Annotated in this window: 15 protein-coding genes; 7 read left to right on the top strand and 8 right to left on the bottom strand. The window is 75.2% G+C overall.

The window, feature by feature from the left end:
- Positions 1-91 precede the first annotated feature (91 nt).
- On the top strand, positions 92-754 hold the full coding sequence (locus ACH4OA_RS10770; protein WP_397968635.1) for a class I SAM-dependent methyltransferase: 663 nt from the start codon (positions 92-94) through the stop codon (positions 752-754).
- On the opposite strand, the gene murQ is transcribed toward ACH4OA_RS10770, so the two are convergent.
- Positions 727-1,680 carry an N-acetylmuramic acid 6-phosphate etherase gene (gene murQ, locus ACH4OA_RS10765; protein ID WP_397968633.1) on the bottom strand — a complete coding sequence of 318 codons (954 nt, stop codon included), beginning with the start codon at positions 1,678-1,680 and terminating at the stop codon, positions 727-729. The two genes, ACH4OA_RS10770 and murQ, sit on opposite strands and share 28 nt — an antisense overlap.
- Positions 1,681-1,764: 84 nt before the next feature.
- The gene (locus ACH4OA_RS10760) at positions 1,765-2,670 is read right to left on the bottom strand and encodes a MurR/RpiR family transcriptional regulator (protein ID WP_365879207.1); all 906 of its coding nucleotides are present in this window, start codon (positions 2,668-2,670) and stop codon (positions 1,765-1,767) included.
- 56 nt (positions 2,671-2,726) lie between these two features.
- On the opposite strand from ACH4OA_RS10760, the gene ACH4OA_RS10755 reads away from it, so the two are divergent.
- Both ACH4OA_RS10755 and ACH4OA_RS10750 read left to right on the top strand, forming a co-directional pair.
- The gene (locus tag ACH4OA_RS10755) at positions 2,727-3,110 is read left to right on the top strand and encodes a hypothetical protein (protein ID WP_397968632.1); all 384 of its coding nucleotides are present in this window, start codon (positions 2,727-2,729) and stop codon (positions 3,108-3,110) included.
- The gene (locus ACH4OA_RS10750; protein WP_365879211.1) at positions 3,107-3,382 is read left to right on the top strand and encodes a DUF4031 domain-containing protein; all 276 of its coding nucleotides are present in this window, start codon (positions 3,107-3,109) and stop codon (positions 3,380-3,382) included. Before ACH4OA_RS10755 ends, ACH4OA_RS10750 begins: the two co-directional genes overlap by 4 nt.
- Before the next feature lie 238 nt (positions 3,383-3,620).
- On the opposite strand, the gene ACH4OA_RS10745 is transcribed toward ACH4OA_RS10750, so the two are convergent.
- Both ACH4OA_RS10745 and ACH4OA_RS10740 read right to left on the bottom strand, forming a co-directional pair.
- On the bottom strand, positions 3,621-4,724 hold the full coding sequence (locus tag ACH4OA_RS10745) for a GNAT family N-acetyltransferase (RefSeq protein ID WP_397942579.1): 1,104 nt from the start codon (positions 4,722-4,724) through the stop codon (positions 3,621-3,623).
- Positions 4,725-4,750: 26 nt separating this feature from the next.
- Positions 4,751-5,425, bottom strand: coding sequence for a hypothetical protein (locus tag ACH4OA_RS10740; RefSeq protein WP_397968630.1), 675 nt, complete (start codon positions 5,423-5,425; stop codon positions 4,751-4,753).
- 407 nt (positions 5,426-5,832) lie between these two features.
- Here ACH4OA_RS10740 and ACH4OA_RS10735 point away from each other — a divergent pair, with 407 nt between their 5' ends.
- Positions 5,833-6,510 (top strand): maleylpyruvate isomerase family mycothiol-dependent enzyme, encoded by a 678-nt coding sequence (locus tag ACH4OA_RS10735; RefSeq protein WP_365879217.1) that lies wholly within the window; start codon positions 5,833-5,835, stop codon positions 6,508-6,510.
- An 89-nt stretch (positions 6,511-6,599) separates the two neighbouring features.
- Positions 6,600-7,298 (top strand): copper homeostasis protein CutC, encoded by a 699-nt coding sequence (locus ACH4OA_RS10730; RefSeq protein WP_365879219.1) that lies wholly within the window; start codon positions 6,600-6,602, stop codon positions 7,296-7,298.
- Here ACH4OA_RS10730 and ACH4OA_RS10725 read toward each other — a convergent pair.
- On the bottom strand, positions 7,295-9,397 hold the full coding sequence (locus ACH4OA_RS10725; protein ID WP_397968628.1) for a HelD family protein: 2,103 nt from the start codon (positions 9,395-9,397) through the stop codon (positions 7,295-7,297). The two genes, ACH4OA_RS10730 and ACH4OA_RS10725, sit on opposite strands and share 4 nt — an antisense overlap.
- Before the next feature lie 215 nt (positions 9,398-9,612).
- Complete coding sequence (locus ACH4OA_RS10720) at positions 9,613-10,572, bottom strand: zinc-binding dehydrogenase (RefSeq protein WP_397968626.1); 960 nt, start codon at positions 10,570-10,572, stop codon at positions 9,613-9,615.
- An 86-nt stretch (positions 10,573-10,658) separates the two neighbouring features.
- Between ACH4OA_RS10720 and ACH4OA_RS10715 the strand changes: the two genes are divergently transcribed.
- Positions 10,659-11,288 carry a TetR/AcrR family transcriptional regulator gene (locus ACH4OA_RS10715; RefSeq protein WP_397946197.1) on the top strand — a complete coding sequence of 210 codons (630 nt, stop codon included), beginning with the start codon at positions 10,659-10,661 and terminating at the stop codon, positions 11,286-11,288.
- Positions 11,289-11,424: 136 nt separating this feature from the next.
- Positions 11,425-12,546 carry a glycosyltransferase 87 family protein gene (locus ACH4OA_RS10710; RefSeq protein WP_397968752.1) on the top strand — a complete coding sequence of 374 codons (1,122 nt, stop codon included), beginning with the start codon at positions 11,425-11,427 and terminating at the stop codon, positions 12,544-12,546.
- Here ACH4OA_RS10710 and ACH4OA_RS10705 read toward each other — a convergent pair.
- Positions 12,498-14,147 (bottom strand): DNA repair helicase XPB, encoded by a 1,650-nt coding sequence (locus ACH4OA_RS10705; RefSeq protein WP_365871276.1) that lies wholly within the window; start codon positions 14,145-14,147, stop codon positions 12,498-12,500. The genes ACH4OA_RS10710 and ACH4OA_RS10705 overlap by 49 nt on opposite strands.
- Positions 14,148-14,246: 99 nt before the next feature.
- The gene (locus ACH4OA_RS10700) at positions 14,247-15,266 is read right to left on the bottom strand and encodes an RICIN domain-containing protein (RefSeq protein ID WP_397968624.1); all 1,020 of its coding nucleotides are present in this window, start codon (positions 15,264-15,266) and stop codon (positions 14,247-14,249) included.
- Positions 15,267-15,274: the final 8 nt, after the last annotated feature.

The following is a 15,274-nucleotide window of genomic DNA, read 5'->3' as shown; positions in this document are numbered from 1 at the left end:
CGGTCGCCTCCTTCCCTCCATGGTGCCCCGCCGCGTCCGGCACCGGCCGCCCGGTGTCCCCGCCGGCGGCGCCCGTGGTGGAGTGGCATCCGTGACGACGACCCGCGCGGCCCGCCCGCTCGACGCCCTCCACCGCTTCAACGCGGCCCACCCATGGGACCACAACGCCCACTACCACCCGTGGCTGCTACGGCAGTTGCCCCGCCGTTTCGGCACCGCCCTGGACGTGGGCTGCGGCAGCGGCGACCTGGTGCGGCTGCTCGCCCGGCGCGCCCGGGAGGTGCACGGCATCGACGCCGACCCGGACATCCTGGCCCGGGCCCGCGCGGCGACGCCCGGGTCGGCGCGGGTCCGCTACAGCGTGGCCGACGCCTCCCGCGCACTCCCCGCCGGCCGCTACGACGTCATCACCTGCGTCGCCGCGCTGCACCACCTCCCGCTCCCCGGGACCCTCACCCGCTTCCGCCGCCATCTCGCGCCCGGCGGCACGCTCGTCGTCGTCGGCTGCGCGCGGGCGTCGGGCCCGGCGGACCACGCGCTCGCCCTGGCCGCCGTACCGCCGAACGCGCTGCTGGGCTGGGCGAAGAACCGCGGCCGGCCGGCCCCGCACCGGCCCGCCGCCATGACGGCCCGCACCCGGGAGCCGGCCGAGAGCTTCGCCGAGATCTCCCGCACGGCCCGCCGGCTGCTGCCCGGCGCCCGGCTGCGCCGCCGGCTGTTCTGGCGCTACACCCTGGTCTGGCGGGCTCCCTGACGCGGACCGCCGCCCCGGGTCAGCGCGGCCCGCAGATGGCCGGCGGACTCCTCCAGCAGCCGGGCGGCCGTCGGCCCGTCGACCCCGGTGAGCAGGGCCAGGATGGCGTGTTTGACCTCGCCGCCGGTCTCCGTGAGCGCCTTGTCGATCTCGGCGTCGTCCGCGCCCGTGGCCAGGGCGACGATCCGGTGCGAGCGGGCCCGCAGCTTGGCGTTGGAGGCGCGCACGTCGACCATCAGGTTCCCGTACGTCTTGCCGAGCCGGATCATCGTGATCGTCGACAGCATGTTCAGCACCAGCTTCTGGGCCGTGCCCGCCTTCAGCCGGGTGGAGCCGGTGATCAGCTCCGGGCCCACCACCACCTCGATGCCGTGCTCGGCGGCGGCCGCGAGCGCGCTGTGCTCGTTGCAGGCCAGCCCGATGGTCAGCGCGCCGACGGCGCGGGCGTGCTCGACGGCGCCGACGGCGTAGGGGGTGCGGCCGGAGGCGGAGACGCCGACCACGCTGTCGTCGGGCGTCAGCTTGAGCGCGTCCAGGTCCCGGCGGGCCAGCTCGGCGGAGTCCTCGGCGCCCTCCACGGAGGCGACCATCGCCGGGGGCCCGCCCGCGATCAGGCCCACGACCTGCTCCGGATCGGTGTTGAAGGTGGGCGGGCACTCGGAGGCGTCCAGCACGCCCAGCCGGCCGGCGGTGCCGGCACCGGCGTAGACGAGGCGTCCGCCGCGGGCCATGCGCTCGGCGACGGCGTCGATGGCGGCGGCGATCCGCGGCAGCCGGGCGGCCACGGCGGCGGGCACGCCCGCGTCCTCGCCGTTCATCAGCCGGGCGATCTCCAGGGTGGGCAGCCGGTCGATGTCGGCCAGCTCGGGACGGAAGGCCTCGGTGGTCAGGGAGGCCAGCTGACTGCGGAGGTCGGAAGAGGTCATTTTGGGGGGCGGCTCTCTCCAGTACGGGGAGCGCGGTCCGCCACGGCGGACCCGCGGATCCCCACGAACGGTCGGTCCTGCGGTCTACCGCGCGGTGTTGCGGTGCCGGTGCGCCAGCGCCTCGTACGACGCCGCCAGCGCCGGCGCCGCCGTCTCGTACGTCCGCTGCGCCACTCCCACGAACAGACAGTCCACCACGAGCAGCTGGCTGGTCCGCGAGGACATCGCGGCGGGCCGCAGCTCGGTCTCCCGAGAGGTGGACGTGGTCAGCACGAGATCGGCGTACTGCGTGACGGCGGAGTCGGGTCTGCCGGTGATGGCCACCGTCGTCGCCCCGTGCTCGAAGGCAACCCGGAGCGGTTCGATGACGTCCCCCGTCGCCCCGGAGTGGGTGATGGCGAGCGCCACGTCACCCGAACGGAGCTGCACCGCGTTGGTCACCGCGAGGTGCGGGTCGCTGTGCGCGTGGGCTATGAGCCCTATCCGCAGCAGCTTCTGGGTGAGGTCCTGGGCGACCAGCCCGGAGGCGCCGACGCCGTACACGTCGGTGCGCCGGGCGGCGGCCAGTGCGGTGACGGCCGCGCCGAGCTGCCCGGTGTCGAGCCCGGCGGCCGTGTCGGCGAGGGTCTGCTGCTCCTCGTAGGCCAGCTTGGTGACGACGTCGGCGATGGGGTCGTCCACCGCGATGTCGGTCGTGATCGCGGGCGCGCGGCCGGACTGCTGCTGGGCGGCGAGTCCGGCCAGGGCGAGCCGCAGGTCGCGGTAGCCCGGATAGCCCAGCAGCCGGGCGGTGCGCACCACGGTGGCCTCGCTGGTGCCGGTGAGTTCGGCGAGGCCGGTGACCGTGAGCGCGGCGCAGCCGGCCGGGTCGCCGGCGACGGCCTCGGCGACCCGCTGCATGGACCGGGTCATGGAGGGGGCGAGCGTGCGCACCTTGGCGGCGAGCGAGCCGCCCGGGCTGCCGAAACTTTCCTTCACGTCCTGGGTCACGAATGAAAGATATTTTCGGTTCGGTGCCGGGGTCAAGAGTGCGCACAATGGGGTGCATGGACCCCATCAGCCCTCTGGAACAGGCGTTGCACGCCGCCCGCGCCCTGGTGCTCGCCGACCTCGTCGCGGGCCGGGCCGCCGAGGCGGACGTGGTCTCGCTGGTGGAGGACTCCATCGCGCAGCGGCGCTGGTGGGTCGAGCAGTGGCCGGACGGCGCGGGCTTCGTCGCCGGGCTGGTCGCCCAGGACGTGCAGGACGCGCTGCTGGACCGGTACGGCCGCTGGCCGCTGTGCCCGGTGTGCGGCTCCGGCGACCCGCACGCGCTGGACGTGGAACCGGAACTGGGCCCCGATCCGCACTGGGTGTGCCACAAGGCGGGCGTCCGGGTGGCGTCGGTGGGCTCGCTGGGCTCGGCCACCGGACCGGCGGCCTCCTCGTGACGCTGTACGTCGACCCGCCCGCCTGGCCCGGCCACGGACGCATGTGGTCGCACCTGGTGAGCGATGTGTCGTACGCCGAACTCCACGCCTTCGCCGAGCGGTTGGGCCTGCCGGGGCGGGCCTTCGACGGCGACCACTACGACCTTCCGTCGCACCGGTACGCGGACGCGGTGGCCGCCGGGGCGGTGGAGGTCGGCAGCCGCGAGGTGGTACGGCTGCTGCGCGCCTCGGGCCTGCGCCGCCCGAAGGGACTGCGGGCACGGGGCGGGTGAGACCGGGGGGTCCGGTGAGGCTGGGGCCGGGGTGCGGGTGCGGCCGCGGGGTCCGGTGCGGGTGCGGTCCGGGTGAGGCCGGGGCGCGGATGCCGGTGCGGGTGAGGCCGGGGCGCGGATGCCGGTGCGGGTGAGGCCGGGGCCGGGGTGCGGGTGTGGCCGGGGCGCGGGTGAGACCGCGGTCCGGTGTGAGTGAGGTCGCGGCCGGGACGCGGGTGCCGTGCCGGCCGCGGGGTGCTCAGGCGCGGCGCAGGTAGAGGCGGAGGCCGGACTCCATGCCCTGCTCGTCGTGGGCGGTGCGCTCCTCCTCCACGGTCGCCCGGGTGAAGCCCGCGCGGTCCGCGACGCGCTGCGAGGCGACGTTGTCGTGCTCGATGGTCAGCGTGACCAGGCCGACGTCCTCCCGGGCCAGCGCCCACTCGGCCAGCGCGCGCAGCGCCTCGGTGGCGTAGCCCTGGCCGCGGGCGCTCTCGACGAGGTCGTAGCCGATCTCCACCCGGCTCTCCTCGTCCGGGGCGCCGTGGAAGCCGATGCCGCCGAGGGCGCGGCCGTCCTCCTCCCGGACGAGCACGAAGACGCCGAACTCCGGCCGGTGCACGCCCGCTTCGTACGCCTTCACCAGATAGCCGGCGGCCTCCCGGGTGCCGTCGAACGGTGCGCCGTCCAGCCAGTCGAAGCCGCCGTCGCCGCCGAGGCCCAGATCGCGGGCGACGGCCGGGCGGACGCCGGTCAGGGTGACGCGCCCGGCGGGGATGACCAGGTTGTTGCGCCAGCGCCACTCGGTGACCGGGGCGCGGCCGGGCAGCTCCCCGCGGCCGGTGGCCCACAGCAGGGTCGGCCAGGGCGCGGAGCCGGGCTGGACGTGCGGGAAGAGCCAGGCCAGCACGGATTCGGCGAGTCCCGCGGGCGGTTCGTAGGGCAGGCCGAGGCCCCGGGCCATGTCGTGGGTGTGCAGCAGCACCTCGGCGATGCCCATGGCGGCGAAGCCCTCGCGGTCCGCGCTGCCGAACGGGTAGGTGTGGTAGCCGCGCACACCGGGCGGCGCGCTGCGCACGGCCGCGGCCAGCAGGGCGCCGGTCGCCCCGACGACGTCCAGCAGGTCGGCGTTGCCGGCGCCCTGGCCGAGGGTCAGCCCGAAGGGGAAGTAGGCGTCCTCGGCCCGTCCGGCCAGGTTGGCGGCGTAGGCGACGAGGTCGTCGGCGACGTGCACGGCGGTGGTGTGGCAGTCCCACTCCAGTCCGCCGGCCGGCACGGCCCTCCAGTCGCGGTCCACCGCCGGGCGCAGGGCCGCGATGCAGCTCGCGACGGCCTCGGTCACGTCGTCCCCGTTTATCGGTCGCATGGGCGAACCCTAGGGGGCCGGTTCCCTCAGGTCGACAGCATTTCCAGCTCGGCCGCGAGGTTGTAGCGCGCGGTGGCCTCCCAGTGCTCCCGGCCGTACGGGGTGTGGAACAGCCGGGGCAGGCCGAGGAGTTGCCGCAGGATCGCCGAACGGCCGGCGCGGAAGGCGTCGCCGGGCACGAAGTGGTACTCCTCGCGGACCGCGGCGGTGTAGGCGGCGTACGCGGACGGGGGCGCGGCCAGGATCGCCAGGTCGGCGTCGCACAGCACTTGGCCGTCGCGGTCGTCCTCGGCCGGGTCGTGGCCGGCGGTGAGCCGGACCAGCCGGGCCACCTCGGCCGTCTTCGCGTCCGGGACGCCGGCCTCCCTCAGGGCGCGCTCGGCCAGCCGCGCGGACCGCTCCTCGTTCTCCGACCGCTCGGGCAGGTACACGGCGTCGTGGAACCAGGCGGCCAGCCGGACCACGTCCGGATCGGCCGCGCAGCTCTCCAGGGCGTCGACGTGGTCGAGTACGGCGGTGAGGTGGGCCACCGTGTGGTACCGGCGCTGGGGCTCCTGCCAGCGGGCGAGCAGGTTGTCGGCGTAGGGGGCGGGGTCGGGACCGCCGCCGGGGGAGCGGACCGCCGTCAGCGCTCGGACGAAACGGGAACGCAGGTCGTGCGGAGGCGTGTCGTGCGGACGCGGGTCGTCGAGATCGGCCATGGCCCCCATTCTCCCGCGCCCCCGCCTGCCGGACCCGGCCGCCGCGGGCCCGGCCACGCCTCCGGTCGCCGCCCCCGGCCGCCGGACCGGTCGCCGCCCGCGCCCCCGCCCGCCGGCCTCGCCTGTGGTCCCGCCCGCCGGACCCGGTCGCCGCCCCCGCCTGCCGGCCCCGGCCGCGCCTCCGGTCGCCGGCCTCGCCCGCGCCCCCGGCGGCCGACCCCGCCGCCGGATCCGCCCGCCGGACCCGCCCGCCGGACGGGGTCGCCAGCCCGCCGCCGCTTGGGCGCCCCCCGCCGACCCGTCCCCGGCATCTGGCATCTGGCATCAGGCTTCCGGCATCCCTCGTGCGGGTTCCCCGTCGCCGTGCCGTCCGCGGGGGGTGCGCGAGGGTGCCTAGCGTGGGCCGCATGACGGACATCACCCCCCACAGGGACGAGCGTGATCCCTGGCTGCCCGGCCGGCTGCTGGCCACGGAGTGCGACGCCCTCGTACCGCTGCTGCGTTCCCGCCCCGACGCGGACTTCGCGCTGCCGGTGCCCGCGTGCCCGGGATGGACCGTGCGGGACGTGCTGGCGCACGGTTCCGCCGCGCTGGCCCGGGTGCTGGAGAACCGGTTCGAGGAGGGCGTGTTCTCCGCCGAGTCGAACGACCGGGACATCGCCGAGCGGGCCGGCTGGACCCACGCCCGGGTGGTGGACGAGCTGGAGCACGGCATGCGGAAGGCCGGGCCGGTGATCGCCGGGGGCGATCCGTGGCTGGACCTGCTCGCCCTGGCGGAGTGGGTGCACGCCGGGGATGTGCGGGACGCGTGGCGGGAGCCGGGGGCGTACGCGGGCGCGGGGCTGCCGGACGCGCTGACCTTGCTGGTCCGGCTCACCCGGGAGCGGGACCACGTGCCGCTGCGCGCCGACCTCGCCGGGGCGGAGGGGCCGCTGCGGCTCGGGGCGGAGGCCGCGGACCGCGCGCCCGCCCGGTACGCCGGTGACGCCGCCACGCTGGTACGGCTGTACGCGGGGCGCCCGTTGACGGGTGCGTCCTATGAACTGACCGGGGTCACGGAGGCGGAGTTGAACGTCTTCGGATGAGTGCGGCCCCGTGGCGCCCCGGTACCGGCGTACTCTTGAATTGGACTAGACCTGTAGTCGCCCGACGAACGCCGACGAATTGGGGTGCCATGAGCAAGCGTGCAGTCCTGGAGGTGATCGCCCTCGACGTCGAGGACGCGGTCGCCGCCCAGGCCGGAGGCGCGGACCGGCTGGAGCTGGTCACCGAGATAGCGGCCGACGGGCTCACCCCCGCGCCCGCCACCGTCGCCGCGGTCCGCGCCGCCGTCGACATCGACCTGCGCGTGATGCTCCGCCTCGCGGACGGGTTCGCGGCCGGGGACGTGGACCGGCTGGTCGGCGTGGCCGGCGAACTGCGGGAGGCCGGCGCCGACCAGTTCGTCCTCGGCTTCCTCGCCGCGGACGGCGCCGCCGACCTGGCCGCCGTGGAGCGGGTCGTCGGCGCGCTCGACGGCGCCGCGTGGACCTTCCACCGGGCGATCGACCGGGCCGCGGACCGGGACCTCCTGCGCAAGCAGCTCGCCGGCCTGCCCGGCCTGGACACCTACCTCACCGCCGGCTCCGCCGCGGGCGTGGACGACGGACTGCCCACGCTGCTCGCCGAGGCCGCGCGCGGCGCCGGCCCCGGCTACGAGCAGCAGATCCTGGTCGGCGGCGGACTGCGGCTGGACCACGTGGCCCCGCTGCGCGCGGGCGGCATCGAGGCGTTCCACATCGGCGGCGCGGCCCGCCCGGACGGCTGGCAGGGCCCGGTCTCGGCCAACGCGGTAGCCCAGTGGCGCACGACACTGGACGAGGACGCCGGCTAAACGCTGGGCACCGGCTGTGGAGAAGGTGTCTCCTCCGTCGTGAGCTGTGCGGGCAATGAGGTCGCGTGGGTGAGGATCAGGCCTGAGACCGCGCGGGTCAGTGTTACGTACAGGCGTCGTAGGCCGGTGCGTTCGTCCGGCTCGCCGTCCACTACGGCCTGTGGTTCGTCCAGGACCACGTAGTCGTACTCCAGGCCCTTGGCGAGCGAGGCCGGGACCAGGGTCAGCCGGGTCTCCCGGGTGGTCTCCTCGCCGGGGGCCAGCCAGGAGATCCCGGCCGCCGTCAGCGCCTCGGCGAGCCGGGGCACGCGGGCGTCGGCGGCGATCAGGCCCGTCGAACCCTCCTTGCGCAGCAACTCCGCGCAGGCGGCGACGACTTCGGCCGCCTGCGTGACCGTGCGGACCTCGAAGAAGCCCGGGTTCTCGCGGACGGAGGCGACCGGCGTGAGGCCGGGCGCGATGTGCGGCAGCAGCCGGGAGGCGTACGCGATGACGTCGGACGGCACGCGGAAACCCGCCGTCAGCTCCTCGACGGCCCCGTCCGGCTTGCCCAGGTGCCGCAGCGCCTCGGCCCAGCTCCGGGTCGCCCACGGGGTCGTGCCCTGCGCGAGGTCGCCCAGCACGGTCGCGCTGCCGGTGGTGCAGCGCCGGCCCACGGCCCGGTACTGCATGGGGGACAGGTCCTGCGCCTCGTCCAGCACCACGTGCCCGAGCGACGGGGTGCGCTGGACCAGATCGGCCGCCTCGTCGATCAGTACCGCGTCCGCCGCCGACCACCTGGCCGACTTCACGCTGCGCGCCGGCTTCGTCCACAGGATCGTCTTGCGCTCGTCCTCGTCCAGGATCCCGGCGGCGTGCTCGGCGAGGAAGTCCGCGTCGGTCAGCAGCCGCAGCACCAGCTTCGCCGGGTCCACGGCCGGCCAGACCTCCTTCACGGCCGCCTTCACCGGGCCGCTGCGGGCGACCGCGTCCTGCACCCGGTCGTCCGGCGCCTCCCCGGCCTGCTCCATCCGCACCAGCACCGCGTGCGCGATGCGCTGCGGCAGTGCCTCACGGGCCGCGCCGTAGCGGATGTCCCGCTCCAGCAACTCGCGGACCATCTCCTGGAGTTCGTACGCCGGCACCCGCCAGCGCCGGGAGCCGCGCACGACCACGACCGGCTCGGTGGGCGCCGTCACGTGCGCGTACAGGGCGCGCCGGACGACCTCGGCCATCCGGGCGTCGCCCTTGACCGTCGCGGCGGCGGCGTCGTCCGTGCCGCGCACCTCCACCTGCGCGACGAGGTCGTCCACCGTCGCCTGCCGGACGGCCAGCTCGCCGAGCGCGGGCAGCACCTGCTCGATGTAGTGCAGGAAGGACCGGTTCGGCCCGATGACCAGGGTGCCGGTGCGGGCCAGCCGGTCCCGGTGCGCGTACAGCAGGTACGCGACCCGGTGCAGGCCGACGGCGGTCTTCCCGGTGCCCGGGCCGCCCTGCACGCAGACCGTGCCGGACAGACCGGAGCGGACGATCTCGTCCTGCTCCGGCTGGATGGTGGCGACGATGTCCCGCATCGGGCCCACGCGCGGCCGTTCGATCTCCTGCTGGAGCAGCTTGCTGGTGGTGGCCGTCTGCGCCGGGTCGGACAGGTGCTCGTCCTCGTACGCGGTCAGCTCGCCGCCGGTGTAGCCGAAGCGCCGGCGCAGCCCGACGTCCATGGGGTTCTTGCCGGACGCCCGGTAGAACGGCTGCGCGACCGGGGCGCGCCAGTCGATGACCATGGGGTCGCCGTCGGCGTCGTGCACATGCCGCCGCCCGATGTAGAAACGCTCGCCCCGCGCGCCCTCGGCCAGTTCCGCGCCCGGCGCGCGCAGGTAGTCCAGGCGCCCGAAGAACAGGGGGGTGTCGCTGAGGTCGGCCAGCGCCTTGACGCGCTCGTCGATCTGGCGGGCGAGGACCTCGGCGTTGACCCAGTTCGCGGTGACGTCCCTGATGTCGAGGGCCTCCACGTCCTCGCGCATGGCCCGCAGGGCGGCCCGGGACGCGGCGAGGTGGGAGCGCTCGCGGGCGAGCGGATCGTCGGGCGGGTCGCCGAGCGGGGCGTGGGCGGGCGTGGACAAGGGGGTGCCTCCGGTGGACCAGCTGCGTGGGCTACGACGATGCCGTCCGGTTTCCGGCCGGACGACGGCACTCCGTGAGGGAGGCGGGCAAGGGCGGAGATTCTAGGCGGGCCGACGGAGCGGGTCCACTGGATTTCGGCTGCCGCGATGATCGCTGCCGTGACGATCGCTTCCCGGCCCTGGCCGGCGTCCGGCCAGGACGGACGCGCACCCGGTCACGGGGTCAGCACGATTCTGCCGAAAACCTCGCCCGCGGCCATCTTCCGGTGCGCCCGCACGGCCTGGTCCAGGGGCAGCACCTCGTGCACCACCGTCTCGATCCCGCCGCGGCCGGCCTCGGCGAACTGCTCGCCGCGCACGGCACGCAGCTCGGCCCGGGGGACGGTGGCCGCGCTGAACGTCGCGAAGGACAGCGACTTCTGGAAGGCCGCCATCAGCTTCGTGCCGAAGTCCGCGGGCGGCTGCCCCGCCACGGCGCCCACGGCCACCATGCGGCCGTTCGGGTTGAGCCTGTCGAGGAACGACGGCAGGTCCGCACCGGCGACGACGTCGATGATGACGTCATAGCCCGCGGGAGCGTCCTGCCCGCGGCCCGAGCGGTCCAGCACATGGGTCGCGCCGAGCCGGCGCAGCCGCTCGCCGCGCCCGGCCGAGGAGGCCGTGACCGCCACGGCGGCGGCACCACCGCGCGCCGCGAGCTGCACCGCCATGATCCCGATGCTGCCGGCCGCGCCCCGCACCAGGACCGTCTGCCCGGCGGCGAAGCGGGCGTGGCGAAGCCCGAAGTGCGCCACCGCGCCGGAACTGCCGAGCGTCACCGCGTCGACGGCGGACAGGTCCCCGGGCAGCGGGACGACGTCCTCGGCCGGGGCGACGGCCTGTTCGACGTAGCCCCCGCCGGTGCCGGTGAAGCCCCACACGCGCCGGCCGATCCAGGAGGCGTCGACACCGTCACCGACCGCGGTCACCGTGCCCGCCACCTCGCCGCCCGGGATGTGGCCCGCCGTGAAGCCGTAGGCGGCCAGGGCCCCGCTGCGGATCACGGCGTCGACCCCGCCGACGCCGGCCGCCTCGGTGGCGATCAGCACCTGCCCGGCGGCGGGGACGGGGTCCGGCAGATCGACGACGGCCAGACCCTCGGGGCCTCCGAACGCCCGGATCACCACTGCTTTCAACGTCGTCTCCCACGGTCTCGATGCTGTCGAAGCTGTGTCCCGGGACGGTATACGGACGCCACCGTCCGCTTGGCTAAAGTGAGAAGGTGAGCGATCGCTTGCCTCAGAAACTGCGGTCCGACGCCCAGGACAACCGCGACCGCATCCTCGAAGCGGCCCGGGCGCTGTTCTCGGCGGACGGCCTCGACGTGCCCATGCGCCAGATCGCGCGGCGCGCCGGGGTGGGACCCGCCACCTTGTACCGGCACTTCCCGGCCAAGCGGACACTGATCGCCGAAGCCTTCGAGGAGCGGCTGAACGCGTGCCGCGCCATCGTCGACGAGGGGTGTGCGGACCCCGATCCGTGGCGTGGCCTGTGCCTGGTGATCGAGAAGATCTGTGAGCTGCACGCACGCGACCGGGGCTTCACCGAAGCCTTCCTGTCGACGCTCCCGGGCGCACCGGACGTGGCGGGACGCGCGTACACGGTGAAAGCCGTCGCCGCGCTGGCCCGGCGCGCCCAGGACGCGGGGCGGCTGAGGCCCGACTTCGTCCTGGACGACCTCCTTCTCGTCCTCATGGCCAACAAGGGCATCCACGCCGCCTCCACCGCCGCCCGGGTCGCGGCCTCCCGGCGCTTCGCGGCCCTGGCGGTCCAGGCGTTCGAGACCTGCCCCCACCACGCGCCGCTGCCACCGGCGGCACGACCGGCGCCCGCGGCACCGGCCGGTCCCTGACCGCGGGGCCCGCCGACACCTGACCGCGGGGCCGCCCGCCGCCCCGGCCGTCCCCGGCGGCTACGGCGAGGAGGCGGGCGTACGCCGCGTATCACCGCATAAGGTCGGGTCCGTGCGGAAACGGACGGCCCTGCTCCTGCTCGCCCTCTCGCTGGCCTCCTTCGGCACCCTGTGCGCCCTGCGCGGAGCGCCCATGGCCGACCTCCTCGTCTACCGCGCCGAGGGCGCGGCCGTGGCCCGCGGTACCGACCTGTACGGCTTCACCGTCACCGAGTGGCGGCTCCCCGCGACCTATCCGCCCTTCGCCGCCCTGCTGTTCGTCCCGGCGTCCTGGCTTCCCGTGCCCGTCCTGAAGGCGGCCTTCCTCGCGGTCAACGCGCTGCTGCTCGCCGTCCTCGTCGCCCTCTCGGCCCGGCTGGCCCAGCGCACCCCGGCCCCGGCCCTGGTCTGCGCCGGCACCGCCCTCGCCCTCTGGCTCGAACCGGTCTTCCAGACGCTCCTGTTCGGCCAGATCAACCTGGCCGTCGCCTGTCTGACCCTGTGGGACCTGACCCGGCCCCCGGGCGCCCGGTGGGCGGGGGCCGCCCTCGGGATCGCGGCCGGCATCAAGCTCACCCCGGCCGTCTTCCTCGCCTACCTGCTCCTGCGCGGCCGGGTGCGCGAGGCGGTCACGGCGCTCGCGGCCTGCGCGGGGACGGTCGCGGCCGGTGCCGTCCTGCTGCCGTCCGCGACGGTCTCCTTCTGGGGCGGGCGGCTGTGGGAGACCGGCCGCGTCGGCAAGGCGTGGATCGTGGACAACCAGTCCCTCCAGGGACTGGTCGCGCGGACGCTGGGCGAGCCGGCGCCGGGCCTCGGCTGGGCGCTGCCGGCCGCGGTCTGCTGCGCCGCCGGCCTGTGGCTGGCGGCGCGCGCCGGGCAGGACCGGCACGGCATCCTGCTCACCGCCGGCACGGGCCTGCTGGTCTGCCCGATCAGCTGGTCCCACCACTGGGTGTGGTGCGTGCCGCTGCTCGCGGTGCTGCTGGGCGACGGCCGCCGCTGGACGGCGGCCGGGACGGCGGCGGTCTTCACCGCCCGCACCCTGTGGCTCGTCCCGCACGCGGGCGACCGGGACCTGCACCTGCCGTGGTGGCAGCAGCCGCTGGCCTCGCCGTACCCGCTGCTGGCGCTCGTCCTGCTGGCGGGGGCGGCGGTGCGCCGCCCGGAGCGTCAGGCCGCGCCCTCGGCCAGGATCTCGTCCGCGTCCACGATGCGGTAGGCGTAGCCCTGCTCGGCCAGGAAGCGCTGCCGGTGGGCGGCGAAGTCCTGGTCCAGGGTGTCGCGGGCGACGACCGAGTAGAAGTGCGCCTGGTGGCCGTCGGCCTTGGGGCGCAGCACCCGGCCGAGCCGCTGGGCCTCCTCCTGCCGGGAGCCGAAGGTCCCGGACACCTGGACGGCGACCGTGGCCTCGGGCAGGTCGATGGAGAAGTTCGCGACCTTCGACACCACCAGCACGCTGATCTCGCCCCGGCGGAACGCGTCGAACAGCTTCTCGCGCTGGGCGTTGGACGTCTCGCCCTTGATGACCGGCGCGTTCAGATGCTCGCCCAGCTCGTCCAGCTGGTCGATGTACTGGCCGATGACCAGGATCTGCTGCCCGGCGAAGCGGCGCACGATCGCCTCCGTGACCTTCCGCTTGGTCTCGGTGGTCGCGCAGAAGCGGTACTTCTCCTCCGCCTCGGCCGTCGCGTACGCCAGCCGCTCGGAGTCGGTCAGGTTCACCCGGACCTCGACGCAGTCGGCGGGCGCGATGTAGCCCTGCGCCTCGATCTCCTTCCAGGGCGCGTCGAACCGCTTGGGCCCGATGAGCGAGAACACGTCCGACTCCCGGCCGTCCTCGCGCACCAGGGTGGCCGTCAGCCCCAGCCGGCGGCGCGCCTGGAGGTCGGCGGTGAACTTGAACACCGGCGCGGGCAGCAGGTGCACCTCGTCGTAGACGATCAGGCCCCAGTCCCGGGAGTCGAACAGCTCCAGGTGCGGGTAGACGCCCTTCCGCCGGGTCGTCAGCACCTGGTAGGTGGCGATGGTGACCGGCCGGATCTCCTTCTTGGTGCCGCTGTACTCGCCGATCTCGTCCTCGGTCAGCGAGGTCCGCTTCACCAGCTCGTGCTTCCACTGCCGGGCGGAGACGGTGTTGGTGACGAGGATCAGCGTGGTCGACCTGGCCTGGGCCATCGCCCCGGCGCCGACCAGCGTCTTCCCGGCGCCGCAGGGCAGCACGACCACCCCGCTGCCGCCGTGCCAGAAGTTCTCCACGGCCTGCCGCTGGTAGGGCCGCAGCGTCCAGCCGTCCTCCAGCAGGTCGATCGGGTGCGCCTCGCCGTCGACGTACCCGGCGAGGTCCTCGGCGGGCCAGCCCAGCTTCAGCAGCGTCTGCTTGATCTGCCCGCGCTCCGAGGGGTGCACGACGACGGTGTCCGGGTCGATCCGGGCACCGACCAGCGGCGCGATCCGCTTGGACTTCAGCACCTCCTCCAGCACCGGCCGGTCGGTGCTGGACAGGACGAGTCCGTGCGCGGGGTGCTTGCTGAGGGTGAGGCGGCCGTAGCGGTCCATCGTCTCGGCGATGTCCACGAGCAGCGCGTGCGGCACGGGATAGCGGCTGTACTCCACCAAGGCGTCCACGACCTGCTCGGCGTCGTGTCCGGCGGCGCGCGCGTTCCACAGGCCGAGCGGCGTCACGCGGTAGGTGTGGATGTGCTCGGGGGCGCGCTCCAGCTCGGCGAAGGGCGCGATGGCCCGTCGGCAGGCGTCGGCCCGCTCGTGGTCGACTTCCAGCAGCAGGGTCTTGTCGGACTGGACGATCAGTGGACCATTCACGCGCGGCACACCCTTTCCACAACGGCCAAACGTCCAGTGTGCCTCATGCGGCGGGGCCGACCGCGAGTCCCGGGACCGGCGCAGGGCCCGGCCGCCCGCTCACACCACGGCTTCGACGACGAAGAGCTGGGCGTCCGCGCCGGTGCAGGGTTCCACCACGGCCTCGGTCCCTTCCGCGCCGCTCCCGTCCCGGATGCCGACGCACGTGTCGTCGGAGATCTTGATCAGATAGCTGCGGCCGCTGTAGCCCGGGCCGGTGTACGTCCCGCCGGCCTGCCCGCTGCCGGCGGGCTCGGTGCGGACGAAGCGGAAGGCGGTGGTCCGCTCGCAGGCGTCCCACGGTTCGAGCAGGTGCCGGCCGGGCCCCTCGGTGAGGGCCTTCAGGCACCCTTTGCCCTGGTCGGGGCGGTACCAGGCGATCCGGTAGGCGTCCTCGCCCACCGGGTCCAGGGTGGTGGTCTGGGGTGCCGTCTGATCGCAGGGGCGCTGGACGGCGACGAGCGAGTGGTACCGCCCGTCCGGGACCTGCCCGTCCGTCACGCACAGGCCGGGCGAGCCGAGCGGCCGCAGCAGGACCTGCCCGTGCGGCAGCCGCGCCGGCCGGCCGTCGCCCCCGAAGTTCCCCAGCGACCAGACGGCGGCCGCGGCGGCCAGCGCGGCCGCGAGGAGGGACCCGGCCAGGACACCGGCCGGGTGGGCGCGCAGGAGCCGCCGCACCGGGCGCCCAGCCCCCTCCTCGCGGTCCCCGGAGTCCCTGGAGCCCCCCGTGGCCCCAGGGCCCCCCGGGCCCCCCGATCCCCCCGCGCCGCCCCCCGCGGCCCCGGGCCCCTGCCCCGGAGGCCGCGCCTCGGCGGCCCGCTGCCGTGCGGCCAGCCACTCGTCCACGTACCCGCCCTCCCCGCACGCCCGGACGAACGCCGTCAGCAGCTCCTGCCGGGGCAGCGAACCGTTGCGCAGGACATCGGCCAGCGTGCTGCGCGGCAGCGGCTCGCCCTTCTCGGCGGCGCGCTCCTCGAGCTGCCGGTAGGTCAGCCGGGAGCGCGCCTTCAGCTCGCACAGGGCGGCGTTCAGGTCCGCCGCCGTCCGTACCTCCCGTAACGCGAGCGCTCTGTCGTCCATGGCCCCCA

Source organism: Streptomyces sp. NPDC017095 (assembly GCF_044332325.1).
Lineage (GTDB): Bacteria > Actinomycetota > Actinomycetes > Streptomycetales > Streptomycetaceae > Streptomyces.
This window is presented reverse-complemented; position numbering and strand designations above follow the sequence as displayed.